Source organism: Enterococcus rotai, from assembly GCF_001465345.1.
Classification (GTDB): domain Bacteria; phylum Bacillota; class Bacilli; order Lactobacillales; family Enterococcaceae; genus Enterococcus_L; species Enterococcus_L rotai.
This window is the reverse complement of sequence record NZ_CP013655.1, coordinates 171,978-187,552: the sequence shown is the minus strand read 5'-3', so window position 1 is coordinate 187,552 and position 15,575 is coordinate 171,978. Positions and strand designations below refer to the sequence as shown.

The 15,575-nt window shown below is 35.6% G+C and carries 11 protein-coding genes; all 11 read left to right on the top strand.

Annotated elements, in window-relative coordinates:
• The first annotated feature begins 183 nt into the window (after positions 1-183).
• The 11 genes from ATZ35_RS00850 (at position 184) to ATZ35_RS00800 (ending at position 15,574) form a co-directional block, all read left to right on the top strand.
• The gene (locus ATZ35_RS00850; RefSeq protein WP_208928554.1) at positions 184-951 is read left to right on the top strand and encodes an ABC transporter ATP-binding protein; all 768 of its coding nucleotides are present in this window, start codon (positions 184-186) and stop codon (positions 949-951) included.
• Positions 941-3,028, top strand: a complete 2,088-nt coding sequence (locus tag ATZ35_RS00845) for an ABC transporter permease (protein WP_208928552.1) — start codon at positions 941-943, stop codon at positions 3,026-3,028. Before ATZ35_RS00850 ends, ATZ35_RS00845 begins: the two co-directional genes overlap by 11 nt.
• A gap of 263 nt (positions 3,029-3,291) precedes the next feature.
• Complete coding sequence (locus ATZ35_RS00840; protein WP_086278750.1) at positions 3,292-3,441, top strand: teichoic acid D-Ala incorporation-associated protein DltX; 150 nt, start codon at positions 3,292-3,294, stop codon at positions 3,439-3,441.
• 14 nt (positions 3,442-3,455) lie between these two features.
• Positions 3,456-4,970 (top strand): D-alanine--poly(phosphoribitol) ligase subunit DltA, encoded by a 1,515-nt coding sequence (dltA, locus tag ATZ35_RS00835; RefSeq protein ID WP_208928549.1) that lies wholly within the window; start codon positions 3,456-3,458, stop codon positions 4,968-4,970.
• The gene (gene dltB / locus ATZ35_RS00830) at positions 4,967-6,172 is read left to right on the top strand and encodes a D-alanyl-lipoteichoic acid biosynthesis protein DltB (RefSeq protein WP_208928546.1); all 1,206 of its coding nucleotides are present in this window, start codon (positions 4,967-4,969) and stop codon (positions 6,170-6,172) included. The genes dltA and dltB overlap by 4 nt, the downstream gene beginning before the upstream one ends.
• Positions 6,173-6,241: 69 nt before the next feature.
• Positions 6,242-6,478: a D-alanine--poly(phosphoribitol) ligase subunit DltC gene (dltC, locus tag ATZ35_RS00825; protein WP_010773288.1), complete on the top strand. Its 237-nt coding sequence runs from the start codon at positions 6,242-6,244 to the stop codon at positions 6,476-6,478.
• Positions 6,478-7,746 carry a D-alanyl-lipoteichoic acid biosynthesis protein DltD gene (dltD, locus tag ATZ35_RS00820; RefSeq protein WP_208928537.1) on the top strand — a complete coding sequence of 423 codons (1,269 nt, stop codon included), beginning with the start codon at positions 6,478-6,480 and terminating at the stop codon, positions 7,744-7,746. Before dltC ends, dltD begins: the two co-directional genes overlap by 1 nt.
• A 158-nt stretch (positions 7,747-7,904) precedes the next feature.
• Complete coding sequence (locus ATZ35_RS00815) at positions 7,905-12,242, top strand: SpaA isopeptide-forming pilin-related protein (RefSeq protein WP_244148192.1); 4,338 nt, start codon at positions 7,905-7,907, stop codon at positions 12,240-12,242.
• Positions 12,243-12,804: 562 nt separating this feature from the next.
• Positions 12,805-13,887 (top strand): M42 family metallopeptidase, encoded by a 1,083-nt coding sequence (locus ATZ35_RS00810; protein ID WP_208928534.1) that lies wholly within the window; start codon positions 12,805-12,807, stop codon positions 13,885-13,887.
• Positions 13,888-13,906: 19 nt separating this feature from the next.
• Positions 13,907-14,704, top strand: coding sequence for a DUF975 family protein (locus ATZ35_RS00805; RefSeq protein WP_208928531.1), 798 nt, complete (start codon positions 13,907-13,909; stop codon positions 14,702-14,704).
• 129 nt (positions 14,705-14,833) lie between these two features.
• Positions 14,834-15,574, top strand: a complete 741-nt coding sequence (locus ATZ35_RS00800; protein ID WP_208928528.1) for an MBL fold metallo-hydrolase — start codon at positions 14,834-14,836, stop codon at positions 15,572-15,574.
• Position 15,575: the final 1 nt, after the last annotated feature.

The following is a 15,575-nucleotide window of genomic DNA, read 5'->3' as shown; positions in this document are numbered from 1 at the left end:
AATGAAAAAAACTGTGAAAACAACTCCCTAAAAGGTTTGTGGAAATTGTCACAACGTTTTGACTTGGAAAAATAAATGATTGATGAATCTTTTTTTATTATTACTTAATTGTAAGAGGAAACGATGTTCAGTTACGCAAAATATTGGTAGAATAAGGATAATGAATAAACTGGAGCGAAATCTATGACAAAAATTTTAGAAGTAAATCATTTAAGTAAATCATATGGGTACCGAAGCAATAAGGTCCAAGTTTTGAATAATATATCTTTTTCTGTAGAACAAGGAGAGTTTGTCGGGATCATGGGACCTAGTGGTGCTGGTAAGTCGACATTACTCAATACGATTTCCACGATTGCGTTGCCTACGACTGGAACGGTTCGAATAGATGGTCAAGATATATTGAAGATGCGCGATGGTCAAATCAGCGATTTTCGACGTAAGAAACTAGGGTTTATTTTCCAAAATTTCAATTTAATGGATACATTAAATGTAAAAGATAATATTTTATTGCCATTGGCTGTTGATCGTATGCCTCTATCTGAAATGGAGCAACGGTTGGCGCATGTTGCTGATATTTTAGGGATTGACCAATTGTTAAGTAGTTTCCCTAATGCAATCTCAGTTGGACAAAAACAGCGAGTAGCAGCAGCACGTGCACTGATCACTAAACCTAAAATTATTTTTGCAGATGAACCAACGGGCTCTTTGGATTCTAAATCAGCTGCAGAATTACTTCAATATATGACGAATATGAATATACAAGACGATGCTACGATCATGATGGTTACCCATGATCCTTATACTGCAAGTTACTGTAATCGGATTTTGTTTATTAAAGATGGTGTCTTTTTTTCAGAGGTAGTTCGTCAAGGCTCTAGAAAAGAGTTTTTCAATCGGGTGATTGATATGCAGGCAACCATTGGCGGAGGTGGCCGAGCGAATGATTTTTAATTTGTCTTGGAAAAATTTTAAAGGACAATTTCTTAATTACCTTGTTTATTTTGTTAGTATGACATTTGCTGTTGTTGTCTATTATTGCTTTAATGCGATTACCTATAATAGAAATCTAACGAATAGAGTTGGGCAAGAGATTCATATCGATAGTGCGATGAATTTAGGTGGTATTCTAGTCGTGGTCATGATTTTAGGATTCATGTTTGCTGCGAACCATTTTTTTCTTTTAAAAAGAGGAAAAGAAATTGGTTTGTATCACTTAATCGGTATGCGCAAAGAACAAATATCTTTTCTATTTTTTATTGAAACATTGATTTTGGGCGCGATTTCACTAGTTTCTGGTCTGATTCTTGGCGTTATTTTTTCTAAACTATTTTCGATGATTTTGGCCAAAGCCATGTTTTTGCAAGTAGAAAGTCTGTTCTATGCTTCGATCCCATCCATGGTACAAACAGGGATTGTTTTTGTTTTTATGCTGTTGGCGGTGTCCTTTCGAAGTAGCTGGTTGATTTATCGCTATCAAGTCTCAGATTTACTTAGTAAAAGGAAGAAAAGAGCGGCCAATTCAACTAAATTGTCTGTTCTTGAGATTGTCTTAAGTGTTTTAGGGATCGTGTTTATCCTGACGGGCTATATTTTATCGTATAATGTGATTCGTTTTGCAACCTTTTTGATGAAAGCAGCGTTTGGTTTTGCAGGTTTCTTGATTGCACCAGTAGCGATTATGTTGATTTGTATGGTAGGAACGTATTTATTTTTTAACTATACAATGAACCTAGTTGTCTATCTATTTGGAAAAGATAAGTTCAACTATTATCGAAACTTAAACATGTTAGCCTTAGGTAACACCAAAAAACATGTTAGAAGAAGTGGCAATACGTTATCGTTTGTGACGATTTTTATTGCAATTGCCTTAGGGATGATTGGTGGTGCGGCTTCTTTTTATACAATTGGGATGAATTCTGTAAATATTACAGCACCAACAGATTTTATTGTTGCACAAGATGATTTTGAGAAAGTAGCGCAAGTAATCGAAAATAAAACGGATACAAAAATAGATTCTTTAGTCAAATTGAATTATAAGTTGACGGGTAGCCGATTTCATCTTAAAATTGGACAGGACGCTGAAGAAAATAACCTAAGCCCAATAAACATTTTAGCTCTTTCAAACTATCGAGAATTTCAAAAAATAAATCCATATTTAAAAAAAATTGAGCTACATAATAAACAGGACATTGTTATTTTGGATAGTATTCAAAATATTTTAGGCGGATTTATTCGCTATGGGTCTGATTTTACATTGTCAGATGGAATCAAGCTTCATGTTTCAGATGTACGCGCGGATTTTTTGGGACAAGATTTATTGAGGTATACTTTTCCCACAGTGGTTGTATCGGATGAGCAGTTCAAGGAGATAAATTCAGGAATCTCCTATACATTAAATGCGTTTAATGTTCATACGAATGATGAAGAAGAGTTGGTCAATAAGATATCTGAGGAGGTAAAACCTAAGTGGATTGCCCCTGTATACTATAAATATCAGTGGGTCGATAATCAGCTGCTAGGTTATACTGCTAAAACAAGTCAGAAGGCAGAAAATGAGCAATCTAAAGAGTATTCTGAGGATGATGAACAGGAATATTGGCAGTTAAATTACACAAATCGCTTTTCAGAATTGAGGTATAACAGAAGAGCGATGGGGTTATTCATCTACGTGGCGATGTTTTTAGGTGTGTTGGCATTGATCATTACAGGGAGTATTTTGATGCTACAGCAATTTTCTGAAGCCGAAAAAGAGAAAGAAAATTATGATTTATTAAAGAATATTGGGATTCCTAAAAAAGAAATCACAAAACTTGTTTACCAGCAAAACAGCATTATCTTCTTTCCACCAATGATTATTGGAGTATTGCATGCAACATTTGCGATTTATGTATTTAGTAAATTTATTTCCAGTTCAGGCTATTGGTTGGCTTATCTGTCATGTGGACTATTGATCTTGATTTATCTAGCGTATTATTTTTTAACATCAGCGATCTATTCTCGTATTATCCATGGGAAATATCGCCAATAACTTAATTTTTTTTAAAGTAACTAGTGATTACTCTAAAAATGAGTAAACTAAAAAAGCGTTGAAAACAGTTAGTTCTTATGCATGAAAGTGGGGAGAACAAAACCTTTACCCTTTTGTTCTGCCCTTTTTTTGTTGGAAGTGACAAAACTGTTAGTGGCAAAGTGTACTTTATTTGCGAATTTAGTTTCTTTTATTAGTGGTTTTGATTACAATAACAGTACAAAAATGATGAATTTGGAAAAAATTTGGAGGCTTAAAATAGAATGAAAGCATTTTTTAATCAACCTAATGTACAATATTGGGGGAAATTTATTGGAAAGACCGTGTTTTATTTTGGGATTCTCTTAATGTTGATTTATTTATATCATTATAAAAATATTGACGGCGGTACATTTATTTATAACGAGTTTTAGGGAGGAAATACTTCATGACGATTTTAAATATTATTGAAGCAATCGATCGTTGGGGGATGAAGGAGCCAAACCGTCCCGTTTATATTGAAACCAATCGAACGTATACTTATGGTGAGTTGAAGCAAGACTCAGATGCAATTGCCGGATATTTGCAAAAGAACATAGGACGAGGTCGTCCAGTCGTGGTTTATGGCGAATTAGAATTTGAAATGTTAGCTTGTTTTTTAGGTGCCTCCAAAGCTGGTCACGCTTATATACCAATCGAGGCTCATACACCAAAAGAACGAGTTGAGATGATTTTAGAAGTTGCTGAGCCGGCAATGATTTTTGCAGTTAAGGATTGGCCAGAAATTGAAACGGATGCTGAAATTATTTCAATAGATAAACTTAACAATATATGCGCAGAATTAGAGACTGTAGGTAGTTTGGAACCAGTAGTTGGGCCAGAAACCTACTATATTATTTTTACCTCTGGAACAACAGGTGTACCAAAAGGGGTTCAAATCAGTCATAATAATCTTTTAAGTTTTGTGAATTGGGAATTGACAGACTTTGGGATCACTGAAGGCATGCGCTTTTTATCTCAAGCCCCATATTCATTTGACTTGTCAGTGATGGATTTATATCCAGCTTTGACCTCAGGGGGTTCATTAACACCGATGGCCAAAGAGGTTATTAATGATTTTAAACAACTATTTACGTTATTGCCGACATTAGCCATTGAAGTTTGGGTTTCAACACCATCCTTTATGGATATTTGTTTGATGGAACCGACCTTTGACGGAGAGCATGTTGATAGCTTAAAGGTTTTTCTATTTTGTGGTGAAGAACTGCCTAAAGCAACGGCACAAAAATTAGTAGACCGTTTCCCTCAAGCACGTATTTTTAATACATATGGGCCGACAGAAGCAACTGTAGCGATATCTGGTGTGGAAGTCACCCAAGCGCTCTTGGATGAATACAGTCGTGTACCGATCGGTCGTGTAAAAAAGGATACAACAGTTTACATCATGACGAATGATCAGGAAGTTTCAACTGGAGAAGTGGGAGAAATCGTAATTGCAGGGCCAAGTGTTTCTAAAGGCTATCTGCATAATCCAGAAAAAACAGCTGCCGCCTTCTTTGAGTACAATGGTCAACCAGCGTATCGCACAGGAGATGCTGGTAAGCTCGTCGATGGTATGTTGCTTTATGATGGGCGAATTGATTTTCAAGTAAAACTTCATGGCTATCGAATCGAGCTTGAAGATATTGATCATCATTTGGCGGGTGTTTCTTATGTTAAACAGGCTGCTGTCGTACCGAAATACCAAAATCATAAGGTTCAACAGCTAGTAGCCTTTGTGGTAGCGAATCCTCATGATTTTGAAAAAGAATTTAAATTAACGAAAGCAATTAAAGAAGAACTCAGTTTATCGGTGATGGATTATATGATTCCTCAAAAATTTATCTATGTTGAACAATTGCCGTTGACAGCGAATGGAAAGATCGACCGTAAAGGGTTGATGAATGAGGTGAATGCAACATGATCGACTTTCCTCACATGATTCCTTATGCGAATCCGATTTATTTTATTTACCTATTGATTGCTCTGCTACCAATGATCCTTACCTTATTGATCAAAGGGAAGCGTTGGGCTTGGTATCAAGTTTTAGTTACATTATTGTTCTTATACATGAGCTTTGGTGGGGAGGATTGGAAACAAGGTGTAGCTTTGATTGGTTATGTTATCTGGCAGACAATCTTAGTCTGGTTTTATTTTCATTACCGTCAAAAGAAAAATGCTAGTCAAGTTTTTTACCTTGCTGTATTTTTAGCTATTTTGCCATTGGTTTTAGTTAAAGTTGTTCCTTTTGTTTCAGGACATGCTTCCTTATTGGGCTTTTTAGGAATTTCCTACTTGACCTTTAAGTCAGTACAAATCATCATGGAAATACGCGATGGTTCGATCAAAGAATATAATATTTTTCGATATATCGAATTTCTGTTATTTTTTCCAACGATTTCGTCTGGACCAATTGATCGTTATCGTCGTTTTGAAAAAGATGTAGAGAATCCGCCAGCACCAGAAAAATATGTCGACTTTCTAGGAAAAGGGATCCATAATTTCTTTTTGGGTTTTTTATATAAATTTATTATTGGCTATTATTTTGGTCAAGTGTTGATGCCTGTTGTGGCTAAGATGGCTGTGAAAACGGGTGGCTTTTCTTGGGAGCTTGTAGCGTACATGTATATATATAGTATGTATCTATTCTTTGACTTTGCCGGTTATAGTTTGTTTGCAGTTGGAACAAGCTATTTGATGGGCTATGATACGCCAGTCAACTTTAATAAGCCTTTCTTAAGTTGGAACATCAAGGAATTTTGGAATCGTTGGCATATGACATTGTCTTTTTGGTTCCGTGATTATATTTATATGCGATTAATGTTTACCTTGATCAAGAAAAAAGTGTTTAAGAGCCGGATCGTCGCTTCCAATGTTGGTTACTTTGCGTTATTCTTACTGATGGGTGTGTGGCATGGCTTAACATGGTATTACCTAGTGTATGGATTCTATCATGCTGCCTTGATTTGTTTGACCGATGCTTGGCTACGTTTTAAGAAAAAAAATAAAGAAAAAATTCCATCTAATAAATTGACGCATGCTTTTGCGGTTTTCTTAACATTTAATGCCGTTTGTTTTAGTTTCTTGATTTTTTCAGGATTTTTAGATACATTGTTCTTTAAATAAAAAATAGTTATTGCTTAAAAATAAAATAACCTACAGCTGAAAACTGTACAAGATAGAGGAGAATGACATATGAACTTAGAAGAAACAGTTTTAGATATTTTAGAAGAAATTGCAGGGACAGATGAAGTCAAAGAAAATAGAGATGTAGATTTATTTGAAGAAGGATTGATGGATTCATTAGCAACAGTTCAATTATTAGTTGAACTTGAGGGCCAACTTAATGTACAGGTACCTGTTTCAGAATTTGACCGCGATTTATGGAACACACCAAATAAAGTTATTGAACAAGTGAAAGCACTACAATAATGAGTATGAAGAAAAAAATCTTTGCCATCTTTGGACCGATCTTGATTTCTGCGGTTCTACTTATCGCTTTCTTCTTTGCACCATTTAAAATAGATTTAGATAGCAAACGTGTTTTAGCAGATGCTTCTACGTCTATGGCAACAAATGTATTAAGAGGAAATGCGATCAAAAATAAAGCAATCGGTTCAAAGGAATATGTTCCATTTTTTGGGTCATCTGAACTGAGTCGAATCAGTCCATTTCATCCAACAGTTTTAGCCGAGAAATACGATCGAAATTACCGCCCGTTTTTATTGGGAGCACCAGGTACTCAATCGTTAACACAAGCATTAATGATGCAGTCGATGGGGAAAAATCTTGCGCATAAAAAAGTTGTTTTTATCATTTCCCCACAGTGGTTTGTTAAAGATGGCGTGACCAATGACTATTTCAATGCCTATTACTCTGAATTGCAAACCTATCAATGGGTTAGTGACTTAGAAAAAGTAACAGATGACGATCGGTATCTTGCCGAACGTTTAATGGATTTCCCAAAGGTAAAAGAAGATAAACGGTTAGATCGTGCTTTAAAAGCGATTATCTCTGGAGAACTGCCAAGTAGTTCAGATAAGCAGTATATCAATCTAATGCTTAACATGTTTTCCCGTGAAGATGAATTGTTTGGGAAAATCGGGATGGTTAATAAAGATAAGGCGATTAGAAAAGCTGAGAAGCGTTTGCCAGCTACGTATAATGTAAGTGCCTTAGATCAATTAGCGACTGAAATTGGTCAAAAATCGACTAATAACAATCCGTTTGAAATATCTAATCCATTTTATGACAAACGAGTGAAAAAGAAATTGAAATCCTTGGAAAATTCACAAACGAATTGGGATTATCGTTTTTCTCCTGAGTTTTCTGACTTACAATTGGTCCTTAGTCAGTTGGCACAAGACAATGCTGAGGTCTTGTTTATTATTCCACCAGTGAATAAACATTGGACCGATTTTACAGGACTCTCTCAAGAGATGCTACAAGGTTTTGCTAAAAAGGTGAAATACCAATTAACAACGCAAGGATTTAATAATATTGCAGATTTTACCAAAGATTGTGATACCCAGTACTTTATGGCTGATACAATCCATTTAGGTTGGCGTGGTTGGCTAGCAGCTGATCAGCGAATTCAACCATTTTTGGAAACAAGTTCAACTAAGGTGCCAAGTTATCATCTTGATGGATCCTTTTATTCAAAAGAGTGGCAACAAAAAGCACCAGCTGACTTGAAATAAGAAATAAAAATAAAAAACATGATTGTTTTTTTAAAACAATTATGCTTTTTATTTTACAATTATATTATAAAATATCATGATTTTATCTATTAAAATGAAAAATATATGGTAAAATACTAATAGTTATATGTTTTTTTTAATAAAATGAAAAGAGGGAAATGATGAAAAGACAGAAATTTTGGATAGTAATGGTGTTACTATTAATGATTGCTAATTCTTTGATTCCTGTTGTTAGTTTTGCTGAAACATTTTTATCTGAAAACACTTCGGAGATTTCGACAAGTACATCAACAAGTGAAGCATTGAACACAGTAATTTCTTCAGAAAGTTCAGAAAGCGCTGTTATAAATGAGACTTCGACAGAGGATACAGTGGCTAAGCAGATCGAAGAATCAGTTGTTGCTTCAACGGAAGTACCAGAAAAATCAGCCGAAACTTCAACTAGTGAAGTGAAATTGGAGTCGAGGCAAGCAAAAGCACAACAAACTGAGAATTTAATAACGAATGTTACTTTAACTGATCCTAAAGGCGTAGAATACGATACAACAACCAATCGTCCACAAAGACAAGCACCATTAAAGTTGTCTCTTCAGGTTGGAACAGAAAATCAAACAATTCAGGCTGGAACTTATGAATATCAACTACCAGCAGATATTGCAATCTCAAACAACATATCAGGAAGATTAGAGACCGTTGGAAGTTGGACTCTAGATACGACTGGAAAGCTTACTATTATATTTAATGAAACAGTAGTCAATGGAAAATATCAAATCGACATTGAAACTAGTTTTATTCCATATAGCGATGATAGTGATTTACTTAAAACGATTACCTTCTCGTTAGCTAATAACCAAGAAAAAAAATATGAGCTATTATTTAAGCTCTCAGGTGAAGGAAGTATCAACCTGAAAAAAAATAAAAATTTTAATACCGATATCGTTTCAACTGAGATCAAAACGAATATCAACCGACAAACGATTCAGCCAAACGAAACAATCGTCGTAAAATCAAAAATTAATAAAAATGGAGCAACAGGTACTGAGAATGCATCAGCCTATGTGACTGTAAAAAATGTGAAAGTTTTTGCGCAAGATGTTTCTATGGGGGGCAGCCTAATCGGTGAACCCACTTTATTAGGAAGCGAAGAGTACACGCTTCAACAAAATAATACAGATTTAACAGTGACTTTAAAAAAAGAAACGAATAAAGCCATCATCATGACGTATGATTCTGTTATCAAAGAAGAATCAATTGTCAATGAGGAATTATACAATTTAAGCACAGAAGCGACGATCTATGGTACGTCACTTTCAAACTATGTTTATTTCCAATACAATCATAATCCTCATATGACTAAAAAAGGCGAATACAATGTAAAAACAAATACGATCGTTTGGACGATTGATTATAATTTGGACAGCACGGAACTAGCTTTAGGGACTAAACTTACAGATATTTTAACGGATGAAGTTCCAAATGACCTAACTTTTTCAAATTTAAAAATTTATAATCTCTATGTTTATGGTACTGGATCGATTAGTTTAGGCGGTCTAGCACCAAGTAATCATTGGGATACGAGTGGATTTGGACAGTATACGACCGATTATATTTATACGAATAATCAAAGCCCTACTTCGACAGCAGCTTATCGTTTTGTCTATGAAACAGCCATTCAAAATCCTAGCCCACGTGAAATAGAAAATAAGGTATCTGATTCATTAGGAAGTGATGATGCAAAGGTCAATTTAGCACCATCAAATATTTCTAAGATTTTAGAAGAAGATTCCTTAGATATGACATCAGGAACAGTGGATTGGTCGATCATTGTCAATAATAAACACTGGGGTATGCAGTTCAGTCAAATGATCGATCAATTTGGTGAACGAGTGAACGAGCTGGTTGACGGATCTGAGGACTTTTATTATTACGCTAAAGGTGATGACAAAACTAAACATCCTTTAGTTGCTGGCCAAGATTATACTATTAGTAAAACGAGCTCTGGTTTTACCGTAAATATGTTAGGCATTCACCAAGGAATCACAACAAATAAATATGTTCTGACCTATACAAGTAAATTTGATAATACAGACATTAAGGTAGGCGATGAGTTAAGCAATAAAGTGTCCCTTACTGGTAATGGAAATATTCCGATGGAAGCTTCTGCAACATTTAACATTCCTAGCTTTTTAGTCGAAGGCGGCAAGAAAAATGTTAGCTACAATAGCAATGAAGGTGTTTTGACCTGGACGATCGGAATCAACGAAGAACGACATAAGTATAAAAACTTAATTTTAAATGATGATATTGAGTCGATTCAAAAATTAGATAAAAACTCTATCGAAATCGTAGAACTAGATAAGATTGTCAACGATAATGGCAATGTCACTGTAATGACTGGTGCAAAAATTCAGCCAGGTGATGATCGTTATCCAACTGTTATGGAGATTAAAGACAATCAAATCCATTTAGAATTTTCTACAATCGGCAATAAAAAAGTAGCGGTAAGATATAAGACCGCACCAAGCACTGCACCTGTTTCTGACTACTATACTAAATTTTCGAATATAGCTAAGGTTAGTGACGAAGGAAGTTACACACATGAGTTGAAAGCTGAATTAACAGTTCCATTAGGAATCAATACGTATAAAATAGGACGAGTATCAACAGTAGATAATAAGCTGGCTAATTGGACTATTAGAACGAATATTATGCCAGCTAACCGTCCCTATAAACAATTAGTTCTGGAAGATACTTTCACACTAAGTGACCTATCTAAAGCAGAAAATACCAATTTTGTAATCGGAACAGATGCTTTTGTCGTAAGAGACCAGTTGACGAATAATATTTTACGATTAGGTGAGGACTATGATATTACCTTTACTTATGACCAAGATCAAAGCCCAGCAGGCTCTGCTATAAAAAGTTACGATACAAATTACTTTAAGATCACGTTTAAAAAAGAAACAAGAGGGGTCACTGTCGAATATCAAACTGTTACGACCAAATCTGCAAATATCCGCAATACAGCAGTTTTTACAAATGACAAGGCAATCAAAGCGGATTGGGCAACTGTCAATCATACTGTAACCAGTGGCTCTGGCTCTGGGAAAGGTGTAGGGCAGATTCCACTGAAGAAAGTTGATGCACAAACGCAACAACCGTTATCAGGTGCAGTTTTTGAACTGTTTGATAAAGAGAGTCAACAATCACTAGGATTGAAGATTACGTCAGATCAAGACGGAAATGCTGCTTTTCAGTCAGTTGCTGAAGGTGAATATTTAGTCAAAGAGATTACAGCACCGGATGGGTATAAGCTATCTGAAGACTATGAAAAAGGTGTACTATTATCCACTAAATCAGATGATGACATAAATGATCCAAATTATGTCACAACCATTGAAAATGAACGGATCATTACAACTGGAGACATAGAATTGAAGAAAGTCGATACTGATGGACAAGCTCTATCAGGAGCAGAATTCATCTTATCTCATAGTGAGCAAGGTCAGACAACATTTTACCAAGAAAATGAACAAGGCCAACCTAATTGGACAGCCAATCAAAACGAAGCGAAAGTATTTACCTCGAATGATGAAGGCTTAATCTTAGTTTCTGGAATGAGTGCGGGAACCTATTCATTTATAGAGACAAAAGCTCCAGCAGGTTATCAATTAGATTCAACACCAGTTTCGTTGGAATTAACAAAAGAAAAAATTGAATCTAAAACAAAGGTAACAGAGCGCAAAGAGAATCAATTACTACTAGGATCGCTCCGCGTAAACAAAATCGATTTGGAAACAAAGCAAGCACTTAGCGGTGCAGAATTTACACTAGTTTCCCAAGCTGATCCAGATAAAAAAATCACTAAGACCACCAATAAAGCTGGAATTGCAGAGTTCAAAGACTTACCACAAGCAACATATACACTTATTGAAACCAAAGCACCTGTTGGCTATCTATTGAAAGAAATTGGAGAAATTATTGAAATTAATCCAGAACATTTGAATCGTGAAACAACGATAGAAAATGCGCCTATAGCTGGAGAAATTAAATTCCACCATATAGATACTAACGGCAAAGAAATTGCGGATGATGATATAATAAAAGGAAAAGTTGGAACGACACAAAAGGTTCAGCCAAAAGAAATCAAAGGCTATCGTTTCAAAGAAAAACAACAATCAGCATCTCGACTAAGAGTTAATCTGGATCAATTTTTAAGTACAGATGACGTTATGTTCACTGAGGCACCCCAAACAATCGTTTATGTCTATGAACAAGTATCAGTGCCGCCGATTGTTGACCCAACGATACCAAAAGAAACAGATGTAACAAAAATTAAAAGTAAGACAACAAAAACAACTTCACTTGCTAAGAAAAAATTACCAAGAACAAATGAACAAACAGAATATTGGTACAGCGTCTTAGGGAATAGCGTACTTGTTAGTTTGCTTGGTTACTGCGTTATTTATTACTATAGAAAAAAACAACTAGATTAAAGCAAACGTTTTTTAAGACAGGAGAAAGCGATAGAAATTGTCCTCTTAGAGGATGTTTCTATCGCTTTCAGTTTAAAAATGGATGAGATGTCATTAGTTTTTCCATTGATGAAAAGAAATGATATAATACCAATAATGATAAATGCAGAGCTGGAGCGTTGTTATTGTGTTTTATTTAGATACATGGGCTAGCACTACGCTCTGCTCCGATCTCATCAATTCCTATGAGCTAAAGCTCCAAGGATTGAAGGTCTTCGGGAAAAAGATAAAAATAGTTTGTGGTAAAAAGCACCATAATCGATTTTTCCTATTTTCCTGTCAGAGCTGAACGAGTCCGTTACGCTTTTGCTTTGAAACACAGTGAAAGAAATGAACTGATGTTGAAAAGTACAAGGTGAAGCGAAGCGGAACGTTGTTACCATATGTTATCTAGCTACACGGACTAGCTCTTCGGGAAAAAGATAAAAATAGTTTGTGGTAAAAAGCACCACAATCGATTTTTCCTATTTTCCTGTCAGAGCTGAACGAGTCCGTTACGCTTTTATATTTAGGAGGGAATATTTTGGAAAAAAATGAAGAACAGTTATTGATAGACTTAACGAATGCAAAGGGCGTTCCTGGTAATGAAGGGGAAGTTCGGGAAGTCTTTAAGAAGTATGCGGAACCTTTTGCGGATAAAATTATGTATGATGGTTTGGGCAGTATTATTGCGAAGCGTGTTGGCGATAAAGAAGGTCCAAAAATCTATTTTTCAGGACATCTGGATGAAGTTGGGTTTATGGTTACTCAGATTACTGAAAAAGGGTTTATTAAATTCCAAACACTTGGTGGCTGGTGGGGGCAAGTTATGCTAGCTCAACAAGTACAAATTAAAACAGGTAAAGGTGATTTGTATCATGGTGTGATTGGATCAAAACCTCCTCACGTCTTGACTGCAGAAGCCAGAAAGCAACCATATGATGTAGCGGATATGTTTATCGATATTGGTGCATCTAGTGATAAACAAGTGGCTGAATGGGGCATCAAACCTGGTGATATGATCACGCCTTATATTGAATATCGCCGAATGAATGATACGAAATTTATTCTAGCTAAAGCATGGGATAACCGTATTGGTACAGCTGTTTCGCTAAGAGTTTTAGAAAATTTGGCAACTGAAGGGCATCCTAATATTTTATTTGCGGGAAGTGACGTACAAGAAGAAGTTGGGTTGCGTGGTGCTCAAACAAGTACACATCTTGTTGATCCAGATATTGCATTTGCCCTAGATACGGGAACTGCTGGAGATACTCCTGGCATGACACCTAAAGAAGCAGATTCTGAATTAGGGAAAGGACCACAAATCCTGATTTTTGATGCTTCAATGATCCCGCATAAAAAATTACGTGATTTCGTCATCCAAGTTGCTGAAGAGAATAATATTCCGTTTCAATATACCGTGATTACGGGTGGGGGAACGGATGCGGGTAGAATGCATTTGACTCGAAATGGTATACCATCATTAGCAATCACAGTCCCAGTTCGTTATCTACATTCTCATACATCAATGATTCACGAGGATGATTATTTAAATACAGTAAAATTAGTGACAGAAGTTGTGAAGCGATTAGATAAAGAAACGGTAGGAAAGCTTCGCAGTTATTAAAAAAGAGGTGATAGTTTAAATGAAAAGTCAAATAACAAATGCAATGCATCGAGAACAAGCTCGAACAGCTCTAATAAATCAATGGGGAACCATGGCGTGGATTACATTTTTAGCTGTATTTATCCGCTTTATGATTAGCTCTGTGGTAGGCAGTGTAGCGAATCTACCAAAGGACAGCGCAAGTACAAATATAATGTCTTTTTTACTATATAACTTTCTGTTTTTTGCAATTACTTATGGCACTTACTATTGTGCTTTACAAGTGCTGCGGGGCAAAAGAGTTCAAGCAGGCATGTTAACAACTATTTTTCAAGGTAAGCTTTATCTGCCAATGTTATTGATCAACCTGATTCAATATCTTGTTGAATTAGTTTTAAATTTAGTGGTATTGTTACCAGTACTTTTATCTTATGGAACTGCTTTATATTTTGGATTGATGTTTAATACTGTATCTGTGGATCAATTTCAAACGCAAATGGGTGGAGATACCCTGTTAGCATTATTATTACTGATATTTGCATTTTTAATGATTTTGGTCGGCGTTTTTGTCAGTGGCGTGTTCCAATTTGCAGTATGGGTAAAACTTGATGATCCTGAATTATCAGTAGGAGATGCACTGAAATACGCACTTTTCTTGATGAAAGGACGCTTTGGACAATATTTGCTTCTGCAAATTTCATTTATTGGCTGGTTTATTGTAGGGGCATTAGTTTTCGGAATTGGTTTATTATGGGTGATTCCTTATCATGATGTGGCCGTTGCCAGTTTTTATGATACAGCTCGTGAAGAAAAAGGTGCACCAGTAGTAATAGAATAAAATTAAAAAAGCAGAGTGATCTTTCAGTAGATTGTTCTGTTTTTTTTATTGTACAAGTACAAATAATTGTCTGGATTCTCCTTTTTTATGTTACCATTAAGTGAAGAATGATCAAGGAGGTCGAAGTAGGTGAAAATAACCGTTTTAGGCTGTTTAGGTGCTTATCCTTATAAAGGCGAAGGGACTAGTTCTTATTTGTTGGAATCAGATGGATTTCAGCTGTTATTAGATGCTGGAAGTACAACGTTAGTTAATTTGGAAGAACATCTGGATCCGTTAAATTTAGATGCAGTGATTTTATCCCATTATCATTATGATCATATTGCTGACCTAGGTGTTTTACAGTATTATCGTCAATTGTACCCAGTCATGGAGCCAACCCCTGTTTTGCCAATTTATGGACATACAGATGACCGTGTCCATTTTGAAGCGTTGAATATGTCTGGTGTGTCAAAAGCGATTCCTTATTTTGAAGCGGAAGAGTTAAAATTAGGACCTTTTCTGGTGACGTTTATGAAAACGATCCATCCTGTTCCTTGCTATGCTATGCGTTTTGTTGAAGAAAAAACGGGAAAAGTTTTTGTTTTTACTGGTGATTCTGGTTACTTGGAAAGCTTTGTCGATTTTGCTCAAGATGCGGATGTTTTTTTAGCAGATACTTATTTGTTTGAAGGAAATGAAAAACATCATGCTCATTTTACCTCAAAAGAATCAGGAGAAATTGCCAGGGCAGCAAATGTCAAAAAGTTGATTTTGACTCATTTACCTCAACATGGCTCATTAGATGAGCTAAAGAAACAAGCCCAAAAAGCAGCAGGAAGTCAAGTGTCTGTTTGTTTAGCAGAGAAAAATTTAGTTATTGAAATTTAAG